This window comes from Bacteroidia bacterium, from assembly GCA_027493955.1.
Classification (GTDB): Bacteria; Bacteroidota; Ignavibacteria; order SZUA-365; family SZUA-365; genus JAOSJT01.
Genome location: JAOSJT010000001.1, coordinates 3,589,697 through 3,610,506, shown reverse-complemented (window position 1 = coordinate 3,610,506; position 20,810 = coordinate 3,589,697). Strand labels below are relative to the sequence as shown.

At 54.0% G+C, this 20,810-nt stretch carries 11 protein-coding genes; 5 read left to right on the top strand and 6 right to left on the bottom strand.

Going from position 1 to position 20,810, the window contains the following annotated elements; genetic code table 11:
- Positions 1-7: 7 nt before the first annotated feature.
- Genes M5R41_13770 through sthA form a run of 3 tightly spaced genes read right to left on the bottom strand, consistent with a single transcriptional unit; the run spans position 8 to position 3,262 of the window.
- Positions 8-616, bottom strand: a complete 609-nt coding sequence (locus tag M5R41_13770) for a hypothetical protein (protein ID MCZ7557462.1) — start codon at positions 614-616, stop codon at positions 8-10.
- A 30-nt stretch (positions 617-646) separates the two neighbouring features.
- Entirely contained in the window at positions 647-1,795 is a 1,149-nt protein-coding gene (gene meaB / locus M5R41_13765; GenBank protein MCZ7557461.1) for a methylmalonyl Co-A mutase-associated GTPase MeaB, read from the bottom strand.
- A 57-nt stretch (positions 1,796-1,852) separates the two neighbouring features.
- Positions 1,853-3,262 carry a Si-specific NAD(P)(+) transhydrogenase gene (sthA, locus tag M5R41_13760; protein MCZ7557460.1) on the bottom strand — a complete coding sequence of 470 codons (1,410 nt, stop codon included), beginning with the start codon at positions 3,260-3,262 and terminating at the stop codon, positions 1,853-1,855.
- A gap of 294 nt (positions 3,263-3,556) precedes the next feature.
- Between sthA and msrB the strand changes: the two genes are divergently transcribed.
- Positions 3,557-3,952: a peptide-methionine (R)-S-oxide reductase MsrB gene (gene msrB / locus M5R41_13755; GenBank protein ID MCZ7557459.1), complete on the top strand. Its 396-nt coding sequence runs from the start codon at positions 3,557-3,559 to the stop codon at positions 3,950-3,952.
- Positions 3,953-4,103: 151 nt separating this feature from the next.
- Here msrB and M5R41_13750 read toward each other — a convergent pair whose 3' ends face one another.
- Positions 4,104-4,496, bottom strand: coding sequence for a VOC family protein (locus tag M5R41_13750; protein MCZ7557458.1), 393 nt, complete (start codon positions 4,494-4,496; stop codon positions 4,104-4,106).
- Positions 4,497-4,780: 284 nt separating this feature from the next.
- Here M5R41_13750 and M5R41_13745 point away from each other — a divergent pair, with 284 nt between their 5' ends.
- The 4 genes from M5R41_13745 to M5R41_13730 all read left to right on the top strand — a co-directional run bounded on the left by M5R41_13745 (position 4,781) and on the right by M5R41_13730 (position 13,919).
- A complete protein-coding gene (locus tag M5R41_13745; GenBank protein MCZ7557457.1) occupies positions 4,781-8,989 on the top strand; it encodes a VWA domain-containing protein in 4,209 nt (1,402 codons plus the stop codon).
- A gap of 7 nt (positions 8,990-8,996) precedes the next feature.
- On the top strand, positions 8,997-11,612 hold the full coding sequence (locus M5R41_13740) for a cohesin domain-containing protein (protein ID MCZ7557456.1): 2,616 nt from the start codon (positions 8,997-8,999) through the stop codon (positions 11,610-11,612).
- A 274-nt stretch (positions 11,613-11,886) separates the two neighbouring features.
- Positions 11,887-12,636 (top strand): PIG-L family deacetylase, encoded by a 750-nt coding sequence (locus M5R41_13735; protein ID MCZ7557455.1) that lies wholly within the window; start codon positions 11,887-11,889, stop codon positions 12,634-12,636.
- Entirely contained in the window at positions 12,633-13,919 is a 1,287-nt protein-coding gene (locus tag M5R41_13730; GenBank protein ID MCZ7557454.1) for an aminotransferase class I/II-fold pyridoxal phosphate-dependent enzyme, read from the top strand. Before M5R41_13735 ends, M5R41_13730 begins: the two co-directional genes overlap by 4 nt.
- 54 nt (positions 13,920-13,973) lie before the next feature.
- Here M5R41_13730 and smc read toward each other — a convergent pair whose 3' ends face one another.
- Both smc and M5R41_13720 read right to left on the bottom strand, forming a co-directional pair.
- Positions 13,974-17,534 (bottom strand): chromosome segregation protein SMC, encoded by a 3,561-nt coding sequence (gene smc / locus M5R41_13725; protein MCZ7557453.1) that lies wholly within the window; start codon positions 17,532-17,534, stop codon positions 13,974-13,976.
- Positions 17,535-17,558: 24 nt separating this feature from the next.
- Complete coding sequence (locus tag M5R41_13720) at positions 17,559-20,204, bottom strand: hypothetical protein (protein ID MCZ7557452.1); 2,646 nt, start codon at positions 20,202-20,204, stop codon at positions 17,559-17,561.
- Positions 20,205-20,810 lie beyond the last annotated feature (606 nt).

Below are 20,810 nucleotides of genomic sequence, written 5' to 3'. Positions count from 1 at the left end.
GCGCGTGTCAGCGACCGCCGATCATTGTATCCTCGATATTCACGCGTCCGATACGGAATGAGCCGCTGAACTGCACTTTCCCCGGCTTTGGGGCGGCATCGAAGGATTTGGTAACACCTGAGATTTCCGCGTTGATCGATCCGATAACGGCCTGGTCCGTCAGCTCATCAACGGTGATCGTTCCGCTCACTTTTTCACCGTCAAAACGATTGCGTTTTTCACCGAGATAGAAGCGATAAAATTGCAACGCTTCCACCTGCTCGAGCGAATAGGTACCTGGAGCGAGGGTTTTGAATTCCAGTCCCAGCCAGGTTTCGGTGGGAACTGGCCCGTCATTCTCGAAACTGCTGATGACCAAAGCTTCATGGGCGCCACGCACAAGCTGAATGACCCGGAGAGCCTGTACCGGATCGTCGATATTGGTGGCTTTCGCCAGCAAGGCACCGCGCACATAGTAGCGTTCATTGTATTTGAACACGCGCGTGTCAACTGCTGGGGCAGCGATGGTATCAACACGTATGACGGGTACATCGGCCTTCACCTGTTCTTCACTTCCCGAACACGCAGCAAGCAACGCCAGGAGAAACATAGGCAGAATGATTCGTACTACTCTCATAGCTCTATCTCCGTGAATAGTAACACATAGTCAGGTCAAGGGTGAAACATCCCCGCCGAAGAACGTCTCCAACAATCGCTGTGCCGCAAGCAGGGGGGGTGTGCTGCCTTCAGCGACTTCTCGTTCGAGGTCGTCGCGTAATGCGGCCACGTGCGTGTGCGAAAAGAAGTGGTCCTGCAGAGAATCACGTATTGCGTCGTGCATCCAGGCGAGGGCCTGTTCGCGCCGTTTTCGTTGCAGCCATCCTGACGCGTTCATCACAACCCGGAATTCGTCTATGCTGTTCCAGACCTCCGCGATACCGTCCCCCGTAAGCGCGGAGCAGGTGAGAACGGGCGGCTGCCATCCAGGTACGGGATATTTCATGAGATGCAGCGCCATCTCATATTCAGCTCGCGCCACTTGAGCGGCCCGCGCGTTGTCTCCATCAGCCTTGTTGATGGCGACGACATCGGCCAGTTCCATGATTCCGCGTTTGATTCCCTGAAGCTGATCCCCGGCTCCCGCGAGCATGAGAAGGAGAAAGCAATCCACCATGGAGTGTACCATGGTTTCGGATTGACCAACACCCACGGTTTCAATCAGCACGACATCGAAGCCAGCGGCCTCGCACACGAGCATAGCCTCGCGCGTCTTTCGCGCCACTCCTCCCAAAGACCCAGCGGAAGGGGAGGGACGGATGAACGCGTTCGGCATGACGGAAAGGCGCTCCATGCGCGTCTTGTCGCCCATGATGCTGCCGCTGGAGATACTGCTGCTCGGATCAATGGCGAGCACAGCAACCTGATGTCCCTGATCGCACAGCCAGGTTCCAAGCGCTTCCACAAAAGTGCTTTTTCCCACGCCCGGTACACCGGTAATACCGACTCTGATCGCCTTTCCGGTGTGTGGCGCCAGCCTCCGCATCACTTCAAGGGCCTTGCGATTGTGCTCCGCTTTCCGGCTTTCAATGAGCGTGATGGTTTTGCCAAGCACCACGCGATCACCGTTCCGTATTCCTTCTACATGTTCATCCACGCTGAGTGTGCGCGCACGACGGCGTAACGGGGCCGAGGAAGCGTCCGGAGGAAGAGCAAGTCCGGGTCGTATACCCATCCTTCCTTCGGATGCCTGCGCTGTGCTTCCTCCGGGTTCGGCGCCGCTGTGCGCCTCGCTATGACTGTCGTGTGCTTTCGGCATCACCGTTGGTTCGAAAGAACGATGGAAAAAATGGATTCACCGAGAGGGTGCTGTATATCAGAACAGCCGGTTGTACCCGTTCAGAGCGGCGACGCGATAGGCCTCGGCCATGGTCGGGTAGTTGAAGGTCGTGTCAATAAAATACTTGAGCGAGTTGTTCTCCCCCGGCTGCTCCATGATGGCCTGACCGATGTGGACAATCTCGGATGCGTTTTGTCCGAAGCAGTGAATTCCAAGCACCTGCAGAGTTTCCCGGTGAAACAGCAGCTTGAGCATACCGGCGGTTTTTCCGGTGATCTGGCCTCTCGCAAGATTGCGGAAAAATGATCGGCCGACTTCGTAAGGAACCTTTGCGGCCGTGAGCTCACGCTCCGTTTTTCCGACGCTTGCTATCTCCGGTCTGGTGTATATGCCTGTGGGGAAATCGGCGACGATGCGTCCGTCCGGCTCTCCGTGCAGAATAACCGATGCCGCGTAGCGCCCCTGATCATATGCGACGCTGGATAAACTGGGATAACCGACGATATCGCCGACAGCGAAAATGTGCGCATGCTTGGTTTGATACCGTTCGTTGACCGCGATATTACCCCGGTAATCGGCCTCGATGCCCAGGTTTTCGAGACCAAGACCGGCGGAATTACCCGTGCGTCCGTTTGCCCACAGCAATACATCGGATTTTATCTTTTTGCCCGTCGAGAGATGCAGAACAACACAGTCGTCCCGCACTTCCACCTGTTCATACTCTTCGTTTTGTCTGATCAGAATTCCTTCCTCATCCCGCATATGATAGCTCAAAGCGTCGCTGATTTCGTCGTCGAGAAATTCGAGCAGACGTGCGCGGGTATTCACCAGGTTCACCTTGGATCCGAGCGCCCGGAAGGCGGATGCATATTCACTGCCAATGACGCCCGCACCGTAAATGGTGATTGTATCGGGAATTTCAGTCAGTTTGAGAATCGTGTCACTGTCCAGCACACGATTTCCGGAAAAATCGACATCCGGGGGACGGTAGGGGTGAGAGCCCGTGGCGATCACAAAATGCCCCGCGGTAAGCATGCGTTCGCTGCCGTCTTCCTCACGAACACGTATCGTACGCGGATCGACGAATTCGGCCATACCGTGCACTATATCGATGCCATTGCGATGGTAAAAGCCCTGCCGCTCGCGCACCTGCTGCATCACCACCTTCTCTATCTCATTCATCAGCTCGGTATATCCGAGGCGCATGGTCCGCATGTATTTGTCGAACAAGCGGTTGCTCCGCATGTCTGCGTACTGCTGGACGATCCAGATCAGTGCTTTGCTCGGTATGGTGCCCCAATGCGTGCAGCCGCCGCCAATTTGGATGTATTTCTCGACCACGGCCACGGATTTGCCCGCTTTCGCCGCTCGAATGGATGCCCCTTCGCCTCCGGGGCCACTGCCGATCACAATGAGATCGTAGGATGTATCTGTCGTTCGCGTCATGCGTGAAGATCTTTTTCTGTACTATGGTACGGTCAGGCAATAATATAGCGATTTCGTCCGAAATCTGTCAGTCGGAACAATCAGTACTAGAAGGCGCAAATTGAATTTCAGACGAACGATCCGTGTTAAGGTATTCAGTTACCGCACCACGTCAAGAAAGGCACTACGATGTTCGTCTATTTATGTGTTTTTTCTCTGCTCGTCTGCTCCACTGCCTGCACCGCCCAGAACCGCGAAGACGCAGTCATGAAACAGACGCAACAAGACTCAACCATCCATTCCGGAGAAACCAGCATGTCAATACCAGACAAACAGAGCGACGAATACCAAGCACGTCTGTCCGAAAAACAGAAGCATGTCCTGTGTGACGGAGGCACGGAAGCTCCGTTTACGGGCAAGTACTACTCCTTCAAAGGCAAAGGCCAGTATGTGTGCGCGGGTTGTGGAAACGTCTTGTTCAGCTCGGAACACAAATACGATTCCGGTTCCGGCTGGCCCAGTTTCTGGGCACCGATGGATGCCGCGAGCGTGAGTACCAATCGCGATGAAAGCTTTGGCATGATTCGCGAGGAAGTCGTGTGCGGCAAATGCGGTGGCCATCTTGGGCATGTTTTCGATGACGGACCCAGGCCGACTGGTCTGCGTTACTGTATCAATAGTGTCGCTCTCGACTTCAAATCCGAAGAGTGAGCGGCGCCCACGGCCTGCCGGTCTCTCCCGGATCATTCTTTCTTTCACGTCGAGACGCTGGGGATTGAAATAACGGACAGGATAGAAAACGCGACGACGGGTCATTCCTCGAGAGCAATGACCCGCCGTGTTTTCTGTTACCTCTCGGAAATTATTCCATAGGGAGGAAGGTCATAATGGAAACGACTGCGCCGCCTGGATCCTTGATGACCGCGAAACGACCGATATTGGGAATATCCGTCGGAGGCATGATCACTCCGCCGCCGAGTCCCTCCACCCGTGAGGCGGCTTCATCAACATCATCCACGGCAATGTAGCCCATCCAATTAGGTGGTACCGGACCCCATTCGGGCGCGATGGCCATCATACCCGCAAGCTGCTGACTGCCTTTTTTGAACACTGTATAGGTACCGTCGCCCATGGGCATGTCTTCGGCTTCCCAACCAAGAAGATCGGTATAGAAGCTCTTGCATGCGGCGACATCATTCGTTGCGAGTTCATTCCACGCGAACGATCCATGCGTGGGAACGTTTTGTTCTGCCATGATAACCTCGGAATGTGTGTGTGAAATGGGATAGCTGCGTAGATACGACAGCGTGTCTGGAAAGTTGCAGATATTTCTTATCCCGCGGTAACAAAACAGGGTAAAAATTTGTCTCTTCTTTGCCGTTCCTTGCTGAAGTATGTTCTGAACCGAACTCTCTAACACATTTTCCTTCATTATTTTCTGAAGTGCACACCGAATTCTGTTTCCTCCATAAGAATTTTTTCATATACTTCGACTTGACTCGCTCCTGATCTGATGATTTCACATTAAAAGCTGTTGCCATGGTGGTTCGCTACATCTGTTCCATCCTCCTCGCCTTGCTGTTGGTACACCCTTCTTCAGCGCAACCGACATTGTTGTTCAAGCGCGTGGAAGTGCAGTATCCGAAGATCCGTCTCGCATACAAAGTGACCTGCGGTGGCACTTTCCGGAACGATTTGCAGCCGCAGAACTTCGAAGTGTACGAGAACGGTCTGCTGGTCAAGAACGCGACGCTGTGGTGCCCACCTGATCCCGATTGTTGCGTGTCAGTCGCCCTTGTGCTCGACCGCTCCGGGAGCATGGCGGGTGAAAAAATGGAAAATGTCAAGAGAGGCGCAAAGGAGTTCATCGCACGGATGAATCCGGACGGACTCCCCTGCGATGAAGCGGCGGTTGTGTCCTTCGAAGAATTCGTCACGCTCGATGTGGGAATGACCTCAAATAAAGCGCAGCTCATAGCGGCGATTGATGCCATGGTACCCTTCGGCTGGACGGCGGTATGGGACGCTACCGCTGTCGGAATTCAGGAGCTGGCCTCATCCGGAAAGAATCGCTGTAAAGCCGTCGTTTTGCTGTCCGACGGAGGCGACAACCGGAGCCAGTACTTCAAAACCGTACAGGCCGTCATCCGCTTCGCGCAGACCCAGGGCGTGAAAGTGTATACCATCGGCTATGGACTCGAAGATGACCTGATAGCGCAGCAAAATCTCGAACTGCTGGCCAAATCTACGGGCGCGCAGTACTATTACTCCGCCGACGGCAAGGACATCGCGCAGATCTACGCCTCCATCAAAGAAGCCATTAAAGAGGATTTCAAGGAATGCTATATCGACTATGAGTCGAACTGTCCCGACGGGACAATGCGGACCGTCGAATTGATACTGAAGAATTATTGCGGTGGCACCGCGAGCGCCACGCGCACGTATCAGGCGCCGCTCGACCGTTCGAAATTCCAACCGGTGCGTCTGCGTCTGGGCGACGCGGATGTTGGTTCCACAAAAGAAGTCGTCATTCCGGTAATGCTCGAAAGCTCCGTCAACGGAGTATTCAGCAAATCGGACGTAGTTATCGGATACGACAGAAACGTTCTTCAGTTCGTCCGCCTATCCACCGACGGCACCATTCTCGAAGGACGTGCGGTGACCTATCAGCCCTTTGGCTCAAGCGTTGCGGTGCACATAGACGAGCACATCGAAATGAATCAACAACCGGGCGTGCTGATGTATCTGCACTTCCGTGCCGGAGACGTCTCGAGCATGATATACTCGCTTGTCCAACTCATCAACTGGGACTTCGAGGCCTACTGCCTGTATCCGGAGTTGTTCAACGGTACCATTAAGATCCGTCCACGCGAACCGGAGCTGAATTGTATTGTGACTGTTCCCGGATCGCTGAACTGGAACGACGCGGAAAAGCGCTATGAGCCGAATCCCTTCGATGTGAGCGTCACAGTGTATAACACCGGAACACGCGAGGGACTCAACGTACGTGCGACGCTGGTAACCGACCTATCCGCAGTGAAGCTCATCGCTCCTCAATCGAATCTTCAATACCTTTTCCCGCGCACCATCCCACCCGGAGGATCCGCTACCGCTACCTGGACGCTCGAAGCGGTAAAACAAGAAGACCTCGACTCGATCGGTATTTATTTCTCCGTCGTGGCGGATAATTTCCCGCAATTCGCGTGTTGGGATCGCATACTCATCGACCCGGCGCTCAGCTCCGCCATCGCTTGCGACATTACCGCCCCGGATACCGTGTATTTCCGGGAGCAATACTATGAACCGCAGGAGTTCGATATACAGGTCACCGCGCACAACATCGGCAACGGACAGACAAAGGACGTTCGTGCGCAATTGCTGCAGGACACGCGTTTCACCATCATACCTCCGGCATCACAAAATCTAGCCGATGTTCTTCTCCCGGGCCATTCGGCTTCCGGTGCGTTCAGAGTCCGGGTCAATCCCCGCATGACTGACGGATATGACACGCTGCGCGTAAACATCCAGGGAGACGACACCAACCCAGCCTGGTGCTATCACCCCGTCTGGGTCCAGCGTGTGCGCATGCCGGAATTCACACTTCTCTGTTCCACCGACAAAGACTCCCTCGAATTTTCCGACGAAACCTATGACTACGTGCCCAATCCTTTCACGGTACGAACAGTCGCGCAGAACGTCGGCGAAACCTACGCGGAAGATTGTCAGATCATGTTTGTCGGTCCGGAGTATTTCACTCCGGTGGGTGCCAATCTTCGCGAAGAAGGCACGATGTACATCGGCGACACCCGCAGCGAAACCTGGACTCTCCGCGCGCTTCCACGAAACACCGCAGGATGGGATACACTGCATTTTCAGATCACCGGACGTGGCGGTCTCGGAAAGCAGATTGTCCTTGCCGAATGTTTCCAGCCCATCTGGGTACCCGCTGTCCGGCGTCCGGAATACATTCTGGAGTGCACCACACCGGATTCTCTCCGCTGGGAGAACAACCGCTATTCTCCCGATCCCACTCTTTCGGTGCGCATCAGAAACGTAGGAACCGCCATCGGCCGCGGGTTGAAACCCACCATCGTTCTGCCCGCCATGGTATCTCTGGCCGACGGAGAGCAACCGGGTCGTTATATCCCGGTACTGGGAATCGGTGATCATGTGGACCTCGAATGGCGCCTTCATCCTGAAATGCGAGCCTACGACGGCGTCTATCGCATCTGTACACAAGTCGTGGATTCCATCGGCGCAACAGGAACGTGCTGCACTGATATGTTCATTCCAAGGACCGAAAATCCCGTGCTGATGCCATCCTGTTGGTCTATCGATACGTTGTTCATCAGTGAACTGGATGGACAGTATCTCGGCAATCCTTTCGATGTTGCGCTGAATCTGACGAATGTCGGGCTCGGCACGGCGCAAAATGTACGCGTGAGCTTGAGTGTGCTCGGCTCGTTCATGCAGATAGTCAATTCTTCGGAGCAATCGCTTGGCGACATTGCGGCCGGCAATTCCATCCGGGCTACCTGGCAGGTAAAAGCACTCAAGCGTCCCGATCCCGGCGATATTCCCATGGTTATCACCATTGTGTCAGACAATCATCCGGATGTAGACTGCGCACTGTCTGTACATATTCCAGCGAGTCAGGAGCCGATACTCGTGACGGACTGTGGTTCTCTTCCTGAGGATTCGCTGTTTTTCAACTGGGATACCGGAACGTATGAATTCCCCGTCTGCACCGTCACCTACACCATTCGGAATATCGGAAAGGTGCGCGCACTGAATGTCGACGCATTGCTGGTGCTTCCTCCGGGGGTTTCGCTATTGACAGGCGAAAGTCCGCAGAAACAACTCTCCCCTCCTCACCTGGGTGCCGGTGAGAGCGCTTCGGTTTCCTGGCGCTTCACCGCCATGCGTGCGGACGCTGATGTTCTGCGGGAGTTTCGCTTCATCGCCCGGGCGGACAATGCTTCGGACGCCCTGTGTGTCGACGACCTGTTCATTCAGGGTTCTCCGCGGCGTGTCACCGTCTCACTCCCGAAAGATGTATTGCTGCGCTACGGACAAAAGTACAACATACCGGTGTCTATCGACAGAACCGTCGGGAAGGATCTTTCCGAGTACACGTTCCGCTTCGAATACGATCCCCGCGTGCTGCATTTTCTCGGTACGCAGAATACCGCGTCGCTCACCGCTCTCGGTTGGGTTGGCGCGAAAACCACTGTGCTCACCCCGGGTGTCGTTGAAATATCCGACTACACGACGGGAACACCGCTCGCCACAGATGCAGGCGTACTGCTGTTCCTGAATGTCGAGGGCGTCTACAACGATAAAACCAGTGTTTTCAGCTTCGGTGAAACTCCATTGCGCGTCGACTCACTGACCGCAGTCATGAATCGCGGTGTCATCCGTGTTCAGACCGTGGATGGAAATGCTCTGGTCACGAACGATTGCCTCGAACCACTCAAAGCTACCGGTGAGGCCTCGCTTGAACAAAACCGACCGAATCCGTTCAATCCGCTGACAACCATCGCATTCACTCTGTCGACCGAGCAAGCGGTTCGTCTTCAGGTATTCGACGTGCATGGACGTGTCGTGGGAGTACTCGTCGATCAGGTACTGCCGGAAGGCAGACACGCGATTCGCTTCGTTGCGGAGAATCTCCCGTCCGGTGTGTATTTTTACCGATTGGAGACACCCCGAAGTGTCGAGGTGCGCCGAATGACACTCTCAAGATAGGACGAATATGCGGCGGTCGTTTCACCATTGTTTTCGGTGCAGTTCCTTCATCGGATTCTTTTTCCTTCTTTTTTCGACTGCGGCTATCGGACAATCCGCCAATCACACATTACTGTGCTCCGCTGCCGGACCCGATTCCGTTTATTTTGACAAAACCACCTTTAACCGTTATCTGCCGGGAGAATTCGACGTTTCCGTCGCTGTCTGGAATGATGGTACGGTCCATGCCGATTCCCTTTATGCGTTTCCGCGATCCAATCCGCGATTTACCGTTGTCTCCCCGTCTTCCGTTCTGCTGACAGATCGACTCCTTCCCGGCGATACCGCACGCGCGACGTTTACCGTCCGGGTCAACCCCCGGACAATCAGCGGCCTGGATACCATTGTTATTGCGATATCGGGCAAGGAGGGCGCTCGTACGGATTGTCCTATCGTGATCTGGGTCGAGAAGGAATACCGACCCGTCAATCTCCTCATATGTCCACCCGCGGGATCGGTAAGCGCGGTGTTCGTTGATACACTGAACGACTACCGTCCCAACCCGCTTGCTTTCCCACTAACGATCAGAAACGAGGGTGACGCCCCTTCGAAGGAGACTCGCCTGTTTTACGTTGCAACACCCGGTCTTACTCTCGCGGATGGTCAGCCCCAAAGCCTCGATCTCGGAGTGTTGACCCCCGGCGCTTCGCTTGCCCAGGTGTTCAGACTCAATGTACTCCGGCGCGCGGTGGATACGACCGTACTCGTCCGTTTTCGCGTCCAGGGAAAAGGCGGGCTCGGGGACCGCATCATCGACACGTTGTGCAGTTACGAGCTCTTCATTCCCGCTGCGCGTGATGTGCTTTTCGCCCTTGACTGCGAAAATCAGTCCGAGCTTCGCTTTGAAAATGGGGCCTACACACCGAATCCATTCACCTGGACTGTTAAAGTGCGCAATACGGGCTCAGCCAAGGCAAAAAATGTTCGAGCGACGCTTTCGCATCCGGTTGCCGTCGTGGTGCTTTCACCACAGAGCGAAATACTGGTGGGAGACTTGAATCCCGGTCAGGAAATTTCCGTCACCTGGCTGTTACGCGCTTTGCCGGTTTTCCGTTCTGACACCAGCCAGATATGCGTCGACGTCTTCGATACTTTCAACCGTAGAACGAGTTGCTGCGACACCCTGATTTTACCTGCGGTTCGTGCTCCTCTTTTCGAAGCGGATTGCACCATTATTCCCGACAGCATTCACGTCAATCCGAATACTGGTCTGTACCAACCCACCGAATTTTTCGTGGACGTTCTGCTCACGAATATCGGCACCGATCCGGCAGATTCCGTGTATGCCGAGATAATCATCGCCGATCCGGATATTCAGTTCATCGCACCTGTGACAAGTCGCGTTCTTATCACACCTTCCTTCGCCGCCAACGCGCAGGAGAGCGTTCGCTGGACCCTGGCACCAGTGCCCGTACAGGTGGAGCGCGATATCGAGATCACGGTACGCATCACCAGTCGTAATGCAGCGACGGTTTCAACGATTTGCAAGGTGTACATTGCCGCTGCGTTGAAGCCGGAATTCGAATGCAGCGCCGAAACCCTTCCGGCGGATACGCTGCACTACAGCATTGCCATACTCGAGTACGATCCGCTGGTGTTTCGCGCAACAATCAGAAACAACGGAACCATTGCGGCACGCAATCTTGAAGCGGCAATACTCCTGCCCTCGGGAATCGGACTCCCTCTCCAGGAAAGCACTCTTATTCGGCGCAGTGATCCTCTCGGGATTGATTCCGTGTGGACGGTTTCCTGGTCGCTTCAACCTCTCGCTCGTCGCGAAGGTACTTTGGACACAATACGCGTGGAGTTCCGATCCGGCAACATGAAAACGTATTGTGAGGATTGGATTTTCATCATCGGGATCCCTCCCGTAACAGTGTTCACCATACCTCGCGATGCACTTGAGCGCTTCAGCAAGGAAGTTCGTGTACCCGTGCTCATTGACGAAGCCCGGGACAAAGAGATTCGGGAGCTGCAGTTGCACATACAGTATGATCCGGCACTACTGCGTCTTGAAGCATTGGAATATGACAGCACATTGTTGGCACGTAATTGGACCAGTACCTATACCGATGTGAACGGACGTCTGATTTTCAACGCTCAGACACTGCGGGATGCGTTGAGCGGAAGCGGCGAGTTGTTCCGGATGCGCTTTACCGTGCTTTTCGGTGATGATGCGGATATTCTTCGCTATGCCGTTTCGCCTCTGGAATTCGATTCTCTCGCCAGTTCCGTTAACCGCGGTTCGGTGCTCGCCCGTTTTTATGACGGTTACGTAACGGTCAGCGGCGATTGTCTCTGGCCATTGGCCGCCAATGAGAATTATGTGATTCTCACCAGCATGCCCAATCCTTTCAATCCGTCCACAACGCTGACATACGAGCTGCGAAGGGCCGGACATGTGACGCTGCTCCTCTTCGACGAGACCGGGCGGTATCTTCAGACGCTGGTGAACGAGCGGCAGGATGCCGGAACATATCAGCGCGTTTTCCTCGCGTCCGGTTTGGCATCGGGCAGTTATCGCGCCGTGCTGTTGCTGGACGGTCAGCCCGCGACCTGGAGAAACCTCCAGTTGCTCCGCTGATCGCTAAGCACAGTACTCCTTACAGTAGCAGGTGCGCGCATTCGCAAACGATGCGTTGTATCGCGCGCGAGCAGTGCATCCGTTCGTACTGTTTTTCCGGTCAGTATCGCGTGACCGTCTCGCGCAGATCCGCCGGCGAGGACATCGTTACTGTGCATTCTTCATTCGCATCATATGCCCTTTCACTGTATTTTCACAGGGACCACGATAGTGCGCTCCGACGTTGTTCCTGTGTTTCAGATTTCATCTCACCTCACAACTGCGTACGATACTGATGCCTCTCAGGGTTTTTTGCCTTTTTCCCCATCCCGACGATGAAAGTTTCCTCACTGGCGGTACAATAGCCGCCCTCACTGCCGCCGGACATGAAGTCAGTCTTTACACTTTGACCCGAGGCGAGCGCAGTCGCCACGCCGCGCGCTTGGGTATTACTCCCGAAGATCTCGCACAACGGCGCTCCAACGAAGTGCAACGTGCCGCGGAAATTCTCGGCATATCCCATGTGTATCAAGGTGATTATCCCGACGGTGGATTACGCGACCTCGATCCGAGAATTCTCGAATCCGACATCTCGGAAAAGATTCTTGAGCGTCAACCGAATGTGCTTATAACCTTTGACGTTCAGGGAAGCTCCGTGCATCCGGATCATATTGTCATGCATCATGTGGTGAAACGCGCGTTCGTACAACTGCGCGAAAGCCACCCCTGGATGCAACGCCTGGCGTTCTGCGTCTTGCCGCAATCCCGCACCTCCTCATGGCCACGCAAGGTGTTCGGTGTGCCCGAACACAGAATTCACGTGCGTCTTCCGGTATCGCATGTGCGGGAAATCGAGCACGCCGCGATTCACGCACATGAAAGCGTACTCGGAGACGTGCACGATCACAATCATGACAACTGGATGCTTTGGGAAGAAGAATATTATACCCTCTTCGGTGAGAGCTATTCACCGCCGGTTTCTTCTCTCTTTCACGATCTCCTGCCGCGAAACAAAGACGCATCGCGTTTTGAGGAACAGAAATGAACGGTCGCAATATCAGTCTCAACATGAATGTGCGAGGCTTACACGCTTCCGCCACGCTCGCCATCAACGAACGGAGCAACGCACTCATGGCGGAGGGCAAACGGATTTTCAAACTCGGCCTCGGTCAATCGCCCTTTCCCGTTCCCGGTGTCATTGTGAACGCCCTGCGAAATCATGCGACGGAGAAGGATTACCTCCCCGTCAAGGGCTTGCCCACACTCCGTGCTGCGGTCGCGGATTTCCATCGCAGAAAAGATCACGTCAACGCCCACCCGGATGGTGTATTGATCGGACCGGGTTCGAAAGAACTGATGTTCCTGCTCCAACTGGTGTATTATGGAGAGATACTTCTCCCGACCCCGTGTTGGGTATCGTATGGTCCACAGGCCAAAATCATCGGTCGCAATGTGCAGCGTATCCACACCAACCGCAGCGAGCGCTGGCGAATTTCCCCGACGCGACTGAAGACGTATCTCGACACGGAGAACGATCAGTACAGACCCCGCTTACTGATACTCAACTACCCCGGGAATCCCGATGGTGATACCTACACGATGGAGGAGCTGCAGGAAATAGCTGAAATAGCCCGGGAATACGAAATCATTCTCCTTTCGGATGAAATATACGGGCAGCTCGCCCACAGTGGAGGACATTTCTCCATCGCGCGATTTTATCCGGAAGGCACGATCATCAGTTCGGGCCTGTCGAAATGGTGTGGCGCCGGAGGTTGGCGGCTGGGCACTTTTACGTTTCCGAAACCGCTGTTCTGGCTTCTCGATGCGATGTCGGTTGTGGCGAGCGAGACCTTTACCTCAGTGAGCGCGCCCATCCAGCACGCCGCGGTAACCGCTTTCCGTGGCGGCGACGAAATCGAAACCTACTTGAGCCATGCCCGCCGCATCCTTCGCTTGCTTGGCACCACCTGCGCGGAAACGCTGACGACCGCAGATATTTTCGTGCACAAGCCCGAAGGCGCGTTCTACCTCTTTTTGGATTTTGAGGAACATCGTGAGGCGTTGGCTGCTCGCGGAATCACGGAGAGTCGCGAGCTATGCGAACGCCTGCTCGTGGAATCGGGCGTCGCGATGCTCCCGGGCGCGGATTTTGAGCGTCCTCCCGGGGAGCTCACCTCGCGACTGGCCTATGTCAATTTCGATGGTTCTGAAGCTCTCGCGGCCAGCCGGGCAATTCCCCTCGACACTGCACTCCCCGCAGATTTTCTCGACGTGCACTGCGCAGAAACAATCGAAGCGGTTAAACGCATAGCCGAATGGGTCGGATAAAAACATCCCGCACAAGCCATCGGCCGTGCGGGACGCAAGAGCACCGTATCGCCCTCAATTGTAGGTGTACTTGGCGACCGCTTCCTGGCTGAAATTCACGGCAACGAGTTTTGACACACCTTCTTCTTCCATGGTGACGCCATACAGCGTATCCGCTGCGGCCATGGTTCGCTTATTGTGTGTCACGACGATGAACTGCGTGTTCTCCGAAAATTCCCGCAGGATTCGAATGTACCGGTCTATGTTCGCATCGTCCAGGGGCGCATCCACTTCGTCGAGGATGCAGAAGGGACTGGGCTTTACGAGATAAATCCCGAACAGCAGCGCGATCGCGGTCAGCGTTTTCTCGCCGCCGGAAAGCATATCGATCGAATGCGGTCGCTTCCCGCGCGGTTTCGCGATAATGTCAATGCGTGCTTCGAGCGGATCCTCATTGTCCCCGATAAGGAGATCCGCCTCGTCACCCTCGTCGAACAGAGATTTGAATATGCGGATAAAGTTATCGCGTACAAGGGCAAAGGTCTCGGTAAACTTCTTCTTCGCCGTTTCGTTGATCTCGCGGATCGTATCACGAAGCGTATGCTGCGAGGCGATAAGATCTTCGCGTTGCGTTGTGAGCAGATCAAGACGATCCTTTTCTTCCTTCCACTCCTCGAAGGCGAGAGGATTGACCGGACCGAGCGCACGGATTTTCTGGCGGAGGTCATTGATTTCCTCCTTTGCCTGCGCCAGGTCAAAGACGTCTTCCTCCTGGCCCGGTAAACGGGTGAGTTCCATCTCGAATTCATTCCGGGCATGATCCTCGAGCGACAGAATGCGTTGACGGATTTCGGTAACTTTCAGCTCCGTCTCATGCACGATACCGATCGTTTGGTTTTGCTTCTGTCGGTCTTCCTGGAGCAGTTTCTCGATACGGCGGGTTTCACCACGCTTTTCTTCAAGCTCCATTTCTATTGCTTCGAGTTCACTCCGGGATGACGCCTCCTCCTCATCGAGAAGCATGGCCTCGGCCTTGAGACGCGTAATGTCTTCAACCAAGGAAGCTGCGGCTTCCTGTGCCTGAACGATTTCCTCCTGGGCATTCAGCAGCGAACGCTCCGCTTCGTGCAGCGTGGTACTGAGGCGATCGAATTCATTTCTCATATTCTGAATTTCACCGCGCTTCTGCACGACCGCGACATTGGCTTGCGTCAGTACCTCCATACTCCGGTTGTACGTTTTTTCGAGCTCGGTAAGAATCTCGGATTCCCGCACCACTTCGGTTTCCACGGTTTCCTGCTCGCTTCGCAGTATTTCCATGCGCGGATGGATCTGTGCAAGACGAAGAGCAATTTGTGCAAGTTCCTCTTCCAGGCGCGCGCGCTCCTCGGCATTTTTCTGTATGATGCGTTCCTGCTTTTCTATCTCAAAAACAATTTGTGCGACCCTGCGCTCATGCGCGGATAGTTCCTGCTGCGTCTGCTTCATTTGCTCCGCGTAGCTCCGAAGATCGATGGCGGTGTATTCATCGTTCAGATCTTCCAGAGCGGATTGATTCTCCAGCAGATGCCGTTTCAGCTCATCCACTTCGCGGCCGAGCATCGCAATCTGATCCTTTTTTCCGATCATGCTGCCTTCGTCCTGGCTGTGGCTCCCACCGCGCACAATCCCTTGACTGTCGAAGAGATCTCCTTGCAGCGTGACACAACGGAGTTCCGGATACTCCCGGATACAGGCATTAGCCGTTTCAGCATCACGGACGATCAGCACGCGACGCAAGAGAAGGTGGAACAGATCCCGATACAGCGTATCGTATTTCACCAGATCAACCGCCCAACCCAGAATACCATCCCCCGCAATGGGAAACGTCGCTGCTTTCATTTCCGGCACGCGCGAAAGACATGCGAACGTCGCTTTCCCTTTGCGATGATCCTTCAGATTCTGCAAACCACTGAGAGCTTCGTTGAGATCATTGACGAGAATGAAGTGCGCCGCATCACCGAGCGCCGCTTCAATGGCAATACGCAAATCCTCACGGGTGTTGATCGCGTCCGCGATAGTACCATAGCGCGAAGCCGACCAATCTCTGTTGCGCAACAAGTGCTGTACACTTTCATTGTACCCCTCAAGGCGATCCACAAGACCGTTGAGAAAGTCAATGCGAGTCATTTTCTCACCGATCTGACCCTGAATCTCGAACGCTCGGTTTTGCAGCCGGTCGATTTCGCTCCGGAGCGACTGCTTCCGCTCTTCCATTCTGTGAAATTGCTTTTCGGCTTCGAGTACGGTATCCGAAAGCACGGCCTGTCCTTTACCCTGTTCAGCGACCTCGGTCCGAAGTTGATCGAGGTTCCCTTCGGCGTCGCTGTCTTCGTCGTTCAACCGCATTATGGCGTTCTCGATCGACTCCTGGCGCGTGCTCGATCGATCGGATTCACCCTGTAACGCGGTGACTTCCTGCATGATGTCCAGTCGACGCGCTTGCCGTGTTTCCGCCTGCAATTTTTTCTGAGAGAGTTGCTCTTCGATATCCCGGTGTGCCTCGCGTTGAGCGTTGCTTTCCACCTCCAGTCGCTCCAACTCACCGGCCTGAAGTTCGAGCTGCACCGTCATTTCGTTTTTTGCCTTGTCTATGACGGTAATGCGCTGTTCGTAACTCCCGATGGCCTCGGCCAGACGCTCGGAACGCTGATGGAGCGACCGTTGGCGCTCCTCACTCAGGAGTAGCGTCTGTCGTGTTTCATTGCTACGATTGAGTACAACGGCGTGCCGCTCTCGACGCTCATGCTGGCGACCCTCGATTTCGCCGAGTTCGCTTTTATACACGTCCACCAGCGCTTCTTCCTCCTCCATATGGAGGCGCATTGATTCTCGCTCAGCGATGCTGGTACTCAGACGCTCTTCCAATGGCTCGAGGCGATCAAAGAGACTGTTATAATCTCGTTGAAGCACATCTATCTCGAGCATGCGGAGGCGCTCCTGGATTTCATTGTAGCGTTCCGCTTTCCGGGCCTGACGATTGAGCGATGTTACCGTTTTGTTCACCTCCGCGATGATATCATCCACCCGCAGCAGGTCGGCTTCCACATCCTCGAGTTTGCGCAGTGCTTCTTTCCGTCGCGCCTTGTAGCGAGTTACCCCGGCGGCTTCCTCGAAGAGACGGCGACGTTCCTCCATCTTGTCACTCAAAATCGTCTCGACCATCTTCAACTCGATCACCGAATACGCGTTTGCGCCCATTCCGGTATCCATGAAGAGATGCACGATATCTTTGAGACGACAAACGGTCTTGTTGAGCAGGTATTCACTCTCCCCGGAACGATACACACGTCGCGTTATCGTCACTTCATTATATTCGATCGGAAGAATGCCCTTATTGTTTTCGATTGTCAGCGACACTTCCGCCATACCGATAGGTTTTCTGACCTTGGTGCCGTTGAAAATCACATCTTCCATCTTGTCGCTGCGCAGCGTTGAGTAGCGCTGTTCTCCGAGCGACCATCGAAGGGCGTCAACGATGTTGGTTTTACCGCAACCATTCGGTCCCACGATTGCGGTAATGCCATCATTCAGAACGAGATTGGTTTTATTCGCAAATGATTTAAAGCCGAATATTTCGAGCTTGCTGAGATACATGGTCCTCTATGGAAAAGCGTGTGATCAGGAAACAGCCGAACCCGCGGAGAGCCAAAGCGAGGCAAAGTACCGCAGATAGGCGAGGAAGTCATAATTTGCATTCAGGGAATAGAGCCACAACACGGCTCCCGTGGTAATAATGAGGAATCCGCCGATGTAGAAAAACACGGGCCTCACATCAAAGACAATGGCGCTACCCTTCAGGAGTCTGCTGACAATCCAGATATGGAAACTCAGGTACAGGATTGCCGCGAGAATTTCCACGATACCTTGATCCATGATGCGGTACAGTATCATGCCGAGCGGCGAGAGCATGATCATCGGCAGCACGCTCCACATCGCTACGCTGAAGGCGTCGAACATCAACACCTTTCCCCGAAAAAGCAACGCCAGAGCCCGGAGAAAGAGCGTAAATGTGAGCATCGCCAGGAAAAGCACGAGCGTCGTGATCAGGATGTTCTCCAGGGGATTCCAGGCAGCGAAGTTGATCCATTGTTTCAACCAGACGCTGTGCAGCAGTTGAGCGAGAAGATGATCCGCCACCGGATCCATGCGCCAGAAATAGAGCAGATTCGCAAACAGAAGACTTGCCGATAACGCACCGAGCAATCCGACCATCGATGTCTGAAAAATGGAAAGCATGCGTTTGTCGCGTACATCGGCATAGAAATTGTAGGGTCGCAGAAAGGAGCGCACGACATTCTCCCGGAAACGACGGAAAATATTGTACACCAGCGCGAAGAGAAAAATGATGACGATGCCGATTACCACAAAGGAAACGGGATGATCTTCTGTGTAAGTACCGGACACCAAAACCGGCGGCTTTTCATTATTGAAATTCGCCTTCAATACATCATAGGCCAATCGTTTTTGCCGGTACCTGTCAACGATTCCCGCCGTGGCAGTGAATTGATGTACTCTGTCCACGATCATGATCGGCCGTGATACCGCCCAGTCACTAAAGGAATGAATGGTTATACCCGCGAAGCCCTGTTGCCGGACGTTCCGGTAGACATTCAGAAAAAACTGTCCCTGCGCATCTATAGATGGCGGATCGCTATATCCGTTATAGTTGCCAATTTGTACGGGATACATAAGAGACGCAATGAATATCGGCAACCCGAGATTCCGCGTATCGATGGATTCAATCCGTGAAAGCACCTGTGCTTCTTGCCCGAGTGGTATGTCCAATCCCACGAGATGTATCAGCCCTTCTTCCATCGAGGCAGGTAAATCCCGGAATGAGGCGTGAATCAGAACATCGTGCTGTTTTTTGATGGAGGAGGAGAGTTCCGACAGATACTCTCTCCATATTTCGTTCGTCCCTTCCAATCCCTGACCAATACCGATGGAGGCAAAAGAAGGATGCCAGTTATCCCGCATCAGCAACTCTCTCACGGTATTTTTGGCCGTCGTCAAAATACCCGTTTTGCGTATCACCTCGGAAGGTGCGTAGGTCATAGGAACATCATGGAACACCAGAAGTCCGTAGCGATCACACAGCGAAAGAAAATACGGATGAACCGCACCCGCGAAAAGCCGCACCGCGTTGGTACCAAGATTCTTCATCATCAGAACATCCCGTTCCATTTCATCAATGGACAGCGAACGCCCGTGCCATGGAGAATCTTCCATATATGTCAGCGCTTTGAGAAAATACTTTTCTCCGTTCAGGTATACATCCGATCCACGTACTTCCAGGTTTTTAAATCCCACGTGCACATACGATTCATCGAGCAGCGTCTGACCCTGCATGGTCCGCTGCCGGAGCAGATACATATTCGGTGATTCCGGAGACCACTGTTTCACCGACGGAATCGTGAGTGTGATTTGCACTTCCTTGAGACGATCCGATTCAACGACAAGACGCTGTGTTTCGCTTGACGCGAGAACCTGCATGGTCACGGGATCGAGAAGCTCGATCGTATGATTGACGACAGAGCGACCGAATTCGCCGAATCCCGACGCCGAATCTCCCTTGATATTCTTCAGACGACCCGAACTGAGATAGGCGCGGTACATCAGCGTCCCGGATTTGCCATCCCCACCTCCTGACGCTTTCAGGTACGTTTCCTGCACCCACACCGATTTTCTGGCGACAAGTGCGATATCGTGAACTATTCCGCCATAGTTCATCCTGCTCCACAGCTGTTCGTACGGCGGCAAGGTTTCCTTGGTATTCAGTTCATTATGGACCAGGATTTCGATCGTATTTCTGCCCTGCTTCAGCACACCGGGAGATACATTGAAACTGAACGACGTGAGTCCGGAGTGCTTACCCACAAACTGCCCATTGATGGAGATTTCGCAATAATTGGAAATGCTCAAAGCCACCAACTGGAATGCGCGAGAAGCATAGAGACTTGGCGCGATGTTAAGTTCCTTCCGAAAAACAGCCCGGTGCGTACCTTTCCAGGATGAAGGAATATTCACACTGTACCATTGGTCTGAATCAACCACCTTATAGCGCCACTCACCATTCAAATCGATGATAGTGTGCGTCGCGTTCGACGTGAGCAAACCCATGCCTATGTCCGTTCGTACAGGTCGTTTCTGCTCCAGAAATTCAATCTGTGCGTGCATGTGCTCTGGAACGATGAATATCCACAACAATACCGCTATAGCCGTCCCGACGAACGACAGTGTGTCTTTGACTCGTATGTGCAGCATGAAAAAGTACCTACCTCTGATGCAAGATTAACAATTTACGAAACACGCATCAGTGAACAAAGGCGGCGACCATAAACAATAATTAAGGACACTAACAGCATAATATGTATAGTACATGGTCAGTCTACACGGTGTTTCACGTGAAACACACTGCTGATCCTCGTACTGTGACTGAGCGGAGTCGAAACAGCGGCCCCTGCACGTTAGTTGAGCGAAGCCGAAACTCGCTCAGGCCCTTCGGCTACGCTCATGGCCCGGCTGGTGGTTGAGCGAACTCGAAACTCGCTCAGGCCTTTCGGCTACGCTCATGACCTGGCTGGGGGTTGAGCGAAGTCGAAACTCACTCAGGGTCCTTCTGCTCCGCTCAGGTCCCGTACGGTGGTTGATCGAAGTCGAAACTCGCTCAAGCCCTTCGGCTACGCTCAGGGCCCATCCGGTGGTTGAGTGAAGCCGAAACTCGCTCAGGCCTTTAGGCTACGCTCATGGCCCGGCTGGTGGTTGAGCGAAGTCGAAACTCACTCAGGCCTTTCGACTCCGCTCATGGCCCGGCTGATGGTTGAGCGAAGCCGAAACCACCTGATCTGTTCCACGTGAAACAAAAAGCGG

What these genes read in the sequence shown, in the direction of transcription:
- M5R41_13750 (MCZ7557458.1), bottom strand. Translation starts at nt 4,496, where the DNA reads ATGGCAGAACAAAACGTTCCCACGCATGGATCGTTCGCGTGGAATGAA.
- M5R41_13740 (MCZ7557456.1), top strand. Translation starts at nt 8,997, where the DNA reads ATGCGGCGGTCGTTTCACCATTGTTTTCGGTGCAGTTCCTTCATCGGA.
- M5R41_13770 (MCZ7557462.1), bottom strand. Translation starts at nt 616, where the DNA reads ATGAGAGTAGTACGAATCATTCTGCCTATGTTTCTCCTGGCGTTGCTT.
- sthA (MCZ7557460.1), bottom strand. Translation starts at nt 3,262, where the DNA reads ATGACGCGAACGACAGATACATCCTACGATCTCATTGTGATCGGCAGT.
- M5R41_13735 (MCZ7557455.1), top strand. Translation starts at nt 11,887, where the DNA reads ATGCCTCTCAGGGTTTTTTGCCTTTTTCCCCATCCCGACGATGAAAGT.
- M5R41_13745 (MCZ7557457.1), top strand. Translation starts at nt 4,781, where the DNA reads ATGGTGGTTCGCTACATCTGTTCCATCCTCCTCGCCTTGCTGTTGGTA.
- M5R41_13730 (MCZ7557454.1), top strand. Translation starts at nt 12,633, where the DNA reads ATGAACGGTCGCAATATCAGTCTCAACATGAATGTGCGAGGCTTACAC.
- msrB (MCZ7557459.1), top strand. Translation starts at nt 3,557, where the DNA reads ATGTCAATACCAGACAAACAGAGCGACGAATACCAAGCACGTCTGTCC.
- meaB (MCZ7557461.1), bottom strand. Translation starts at nt 1,795, where the DNA reads ATGCCGAAAGCACACGACAGTCATAGCGAGGCGCACAGCGGCGCCGAA.
- M5R41_13720 (MCZ7557452.1), bottom strand. Translation starts at nt 20,204, where the DNA reads ATGCTGCACATACGAGTCAAAGACACACTGTCGTTCGTCGGGACGGCT.
- smc (MCZ7557453.1), bottom strand. Translation starts at nt 17,534, where the DNA reads ATGTATCTCAGCAAGCTCGAAATATTCGGCTTTAAATCATTTGCGAAT.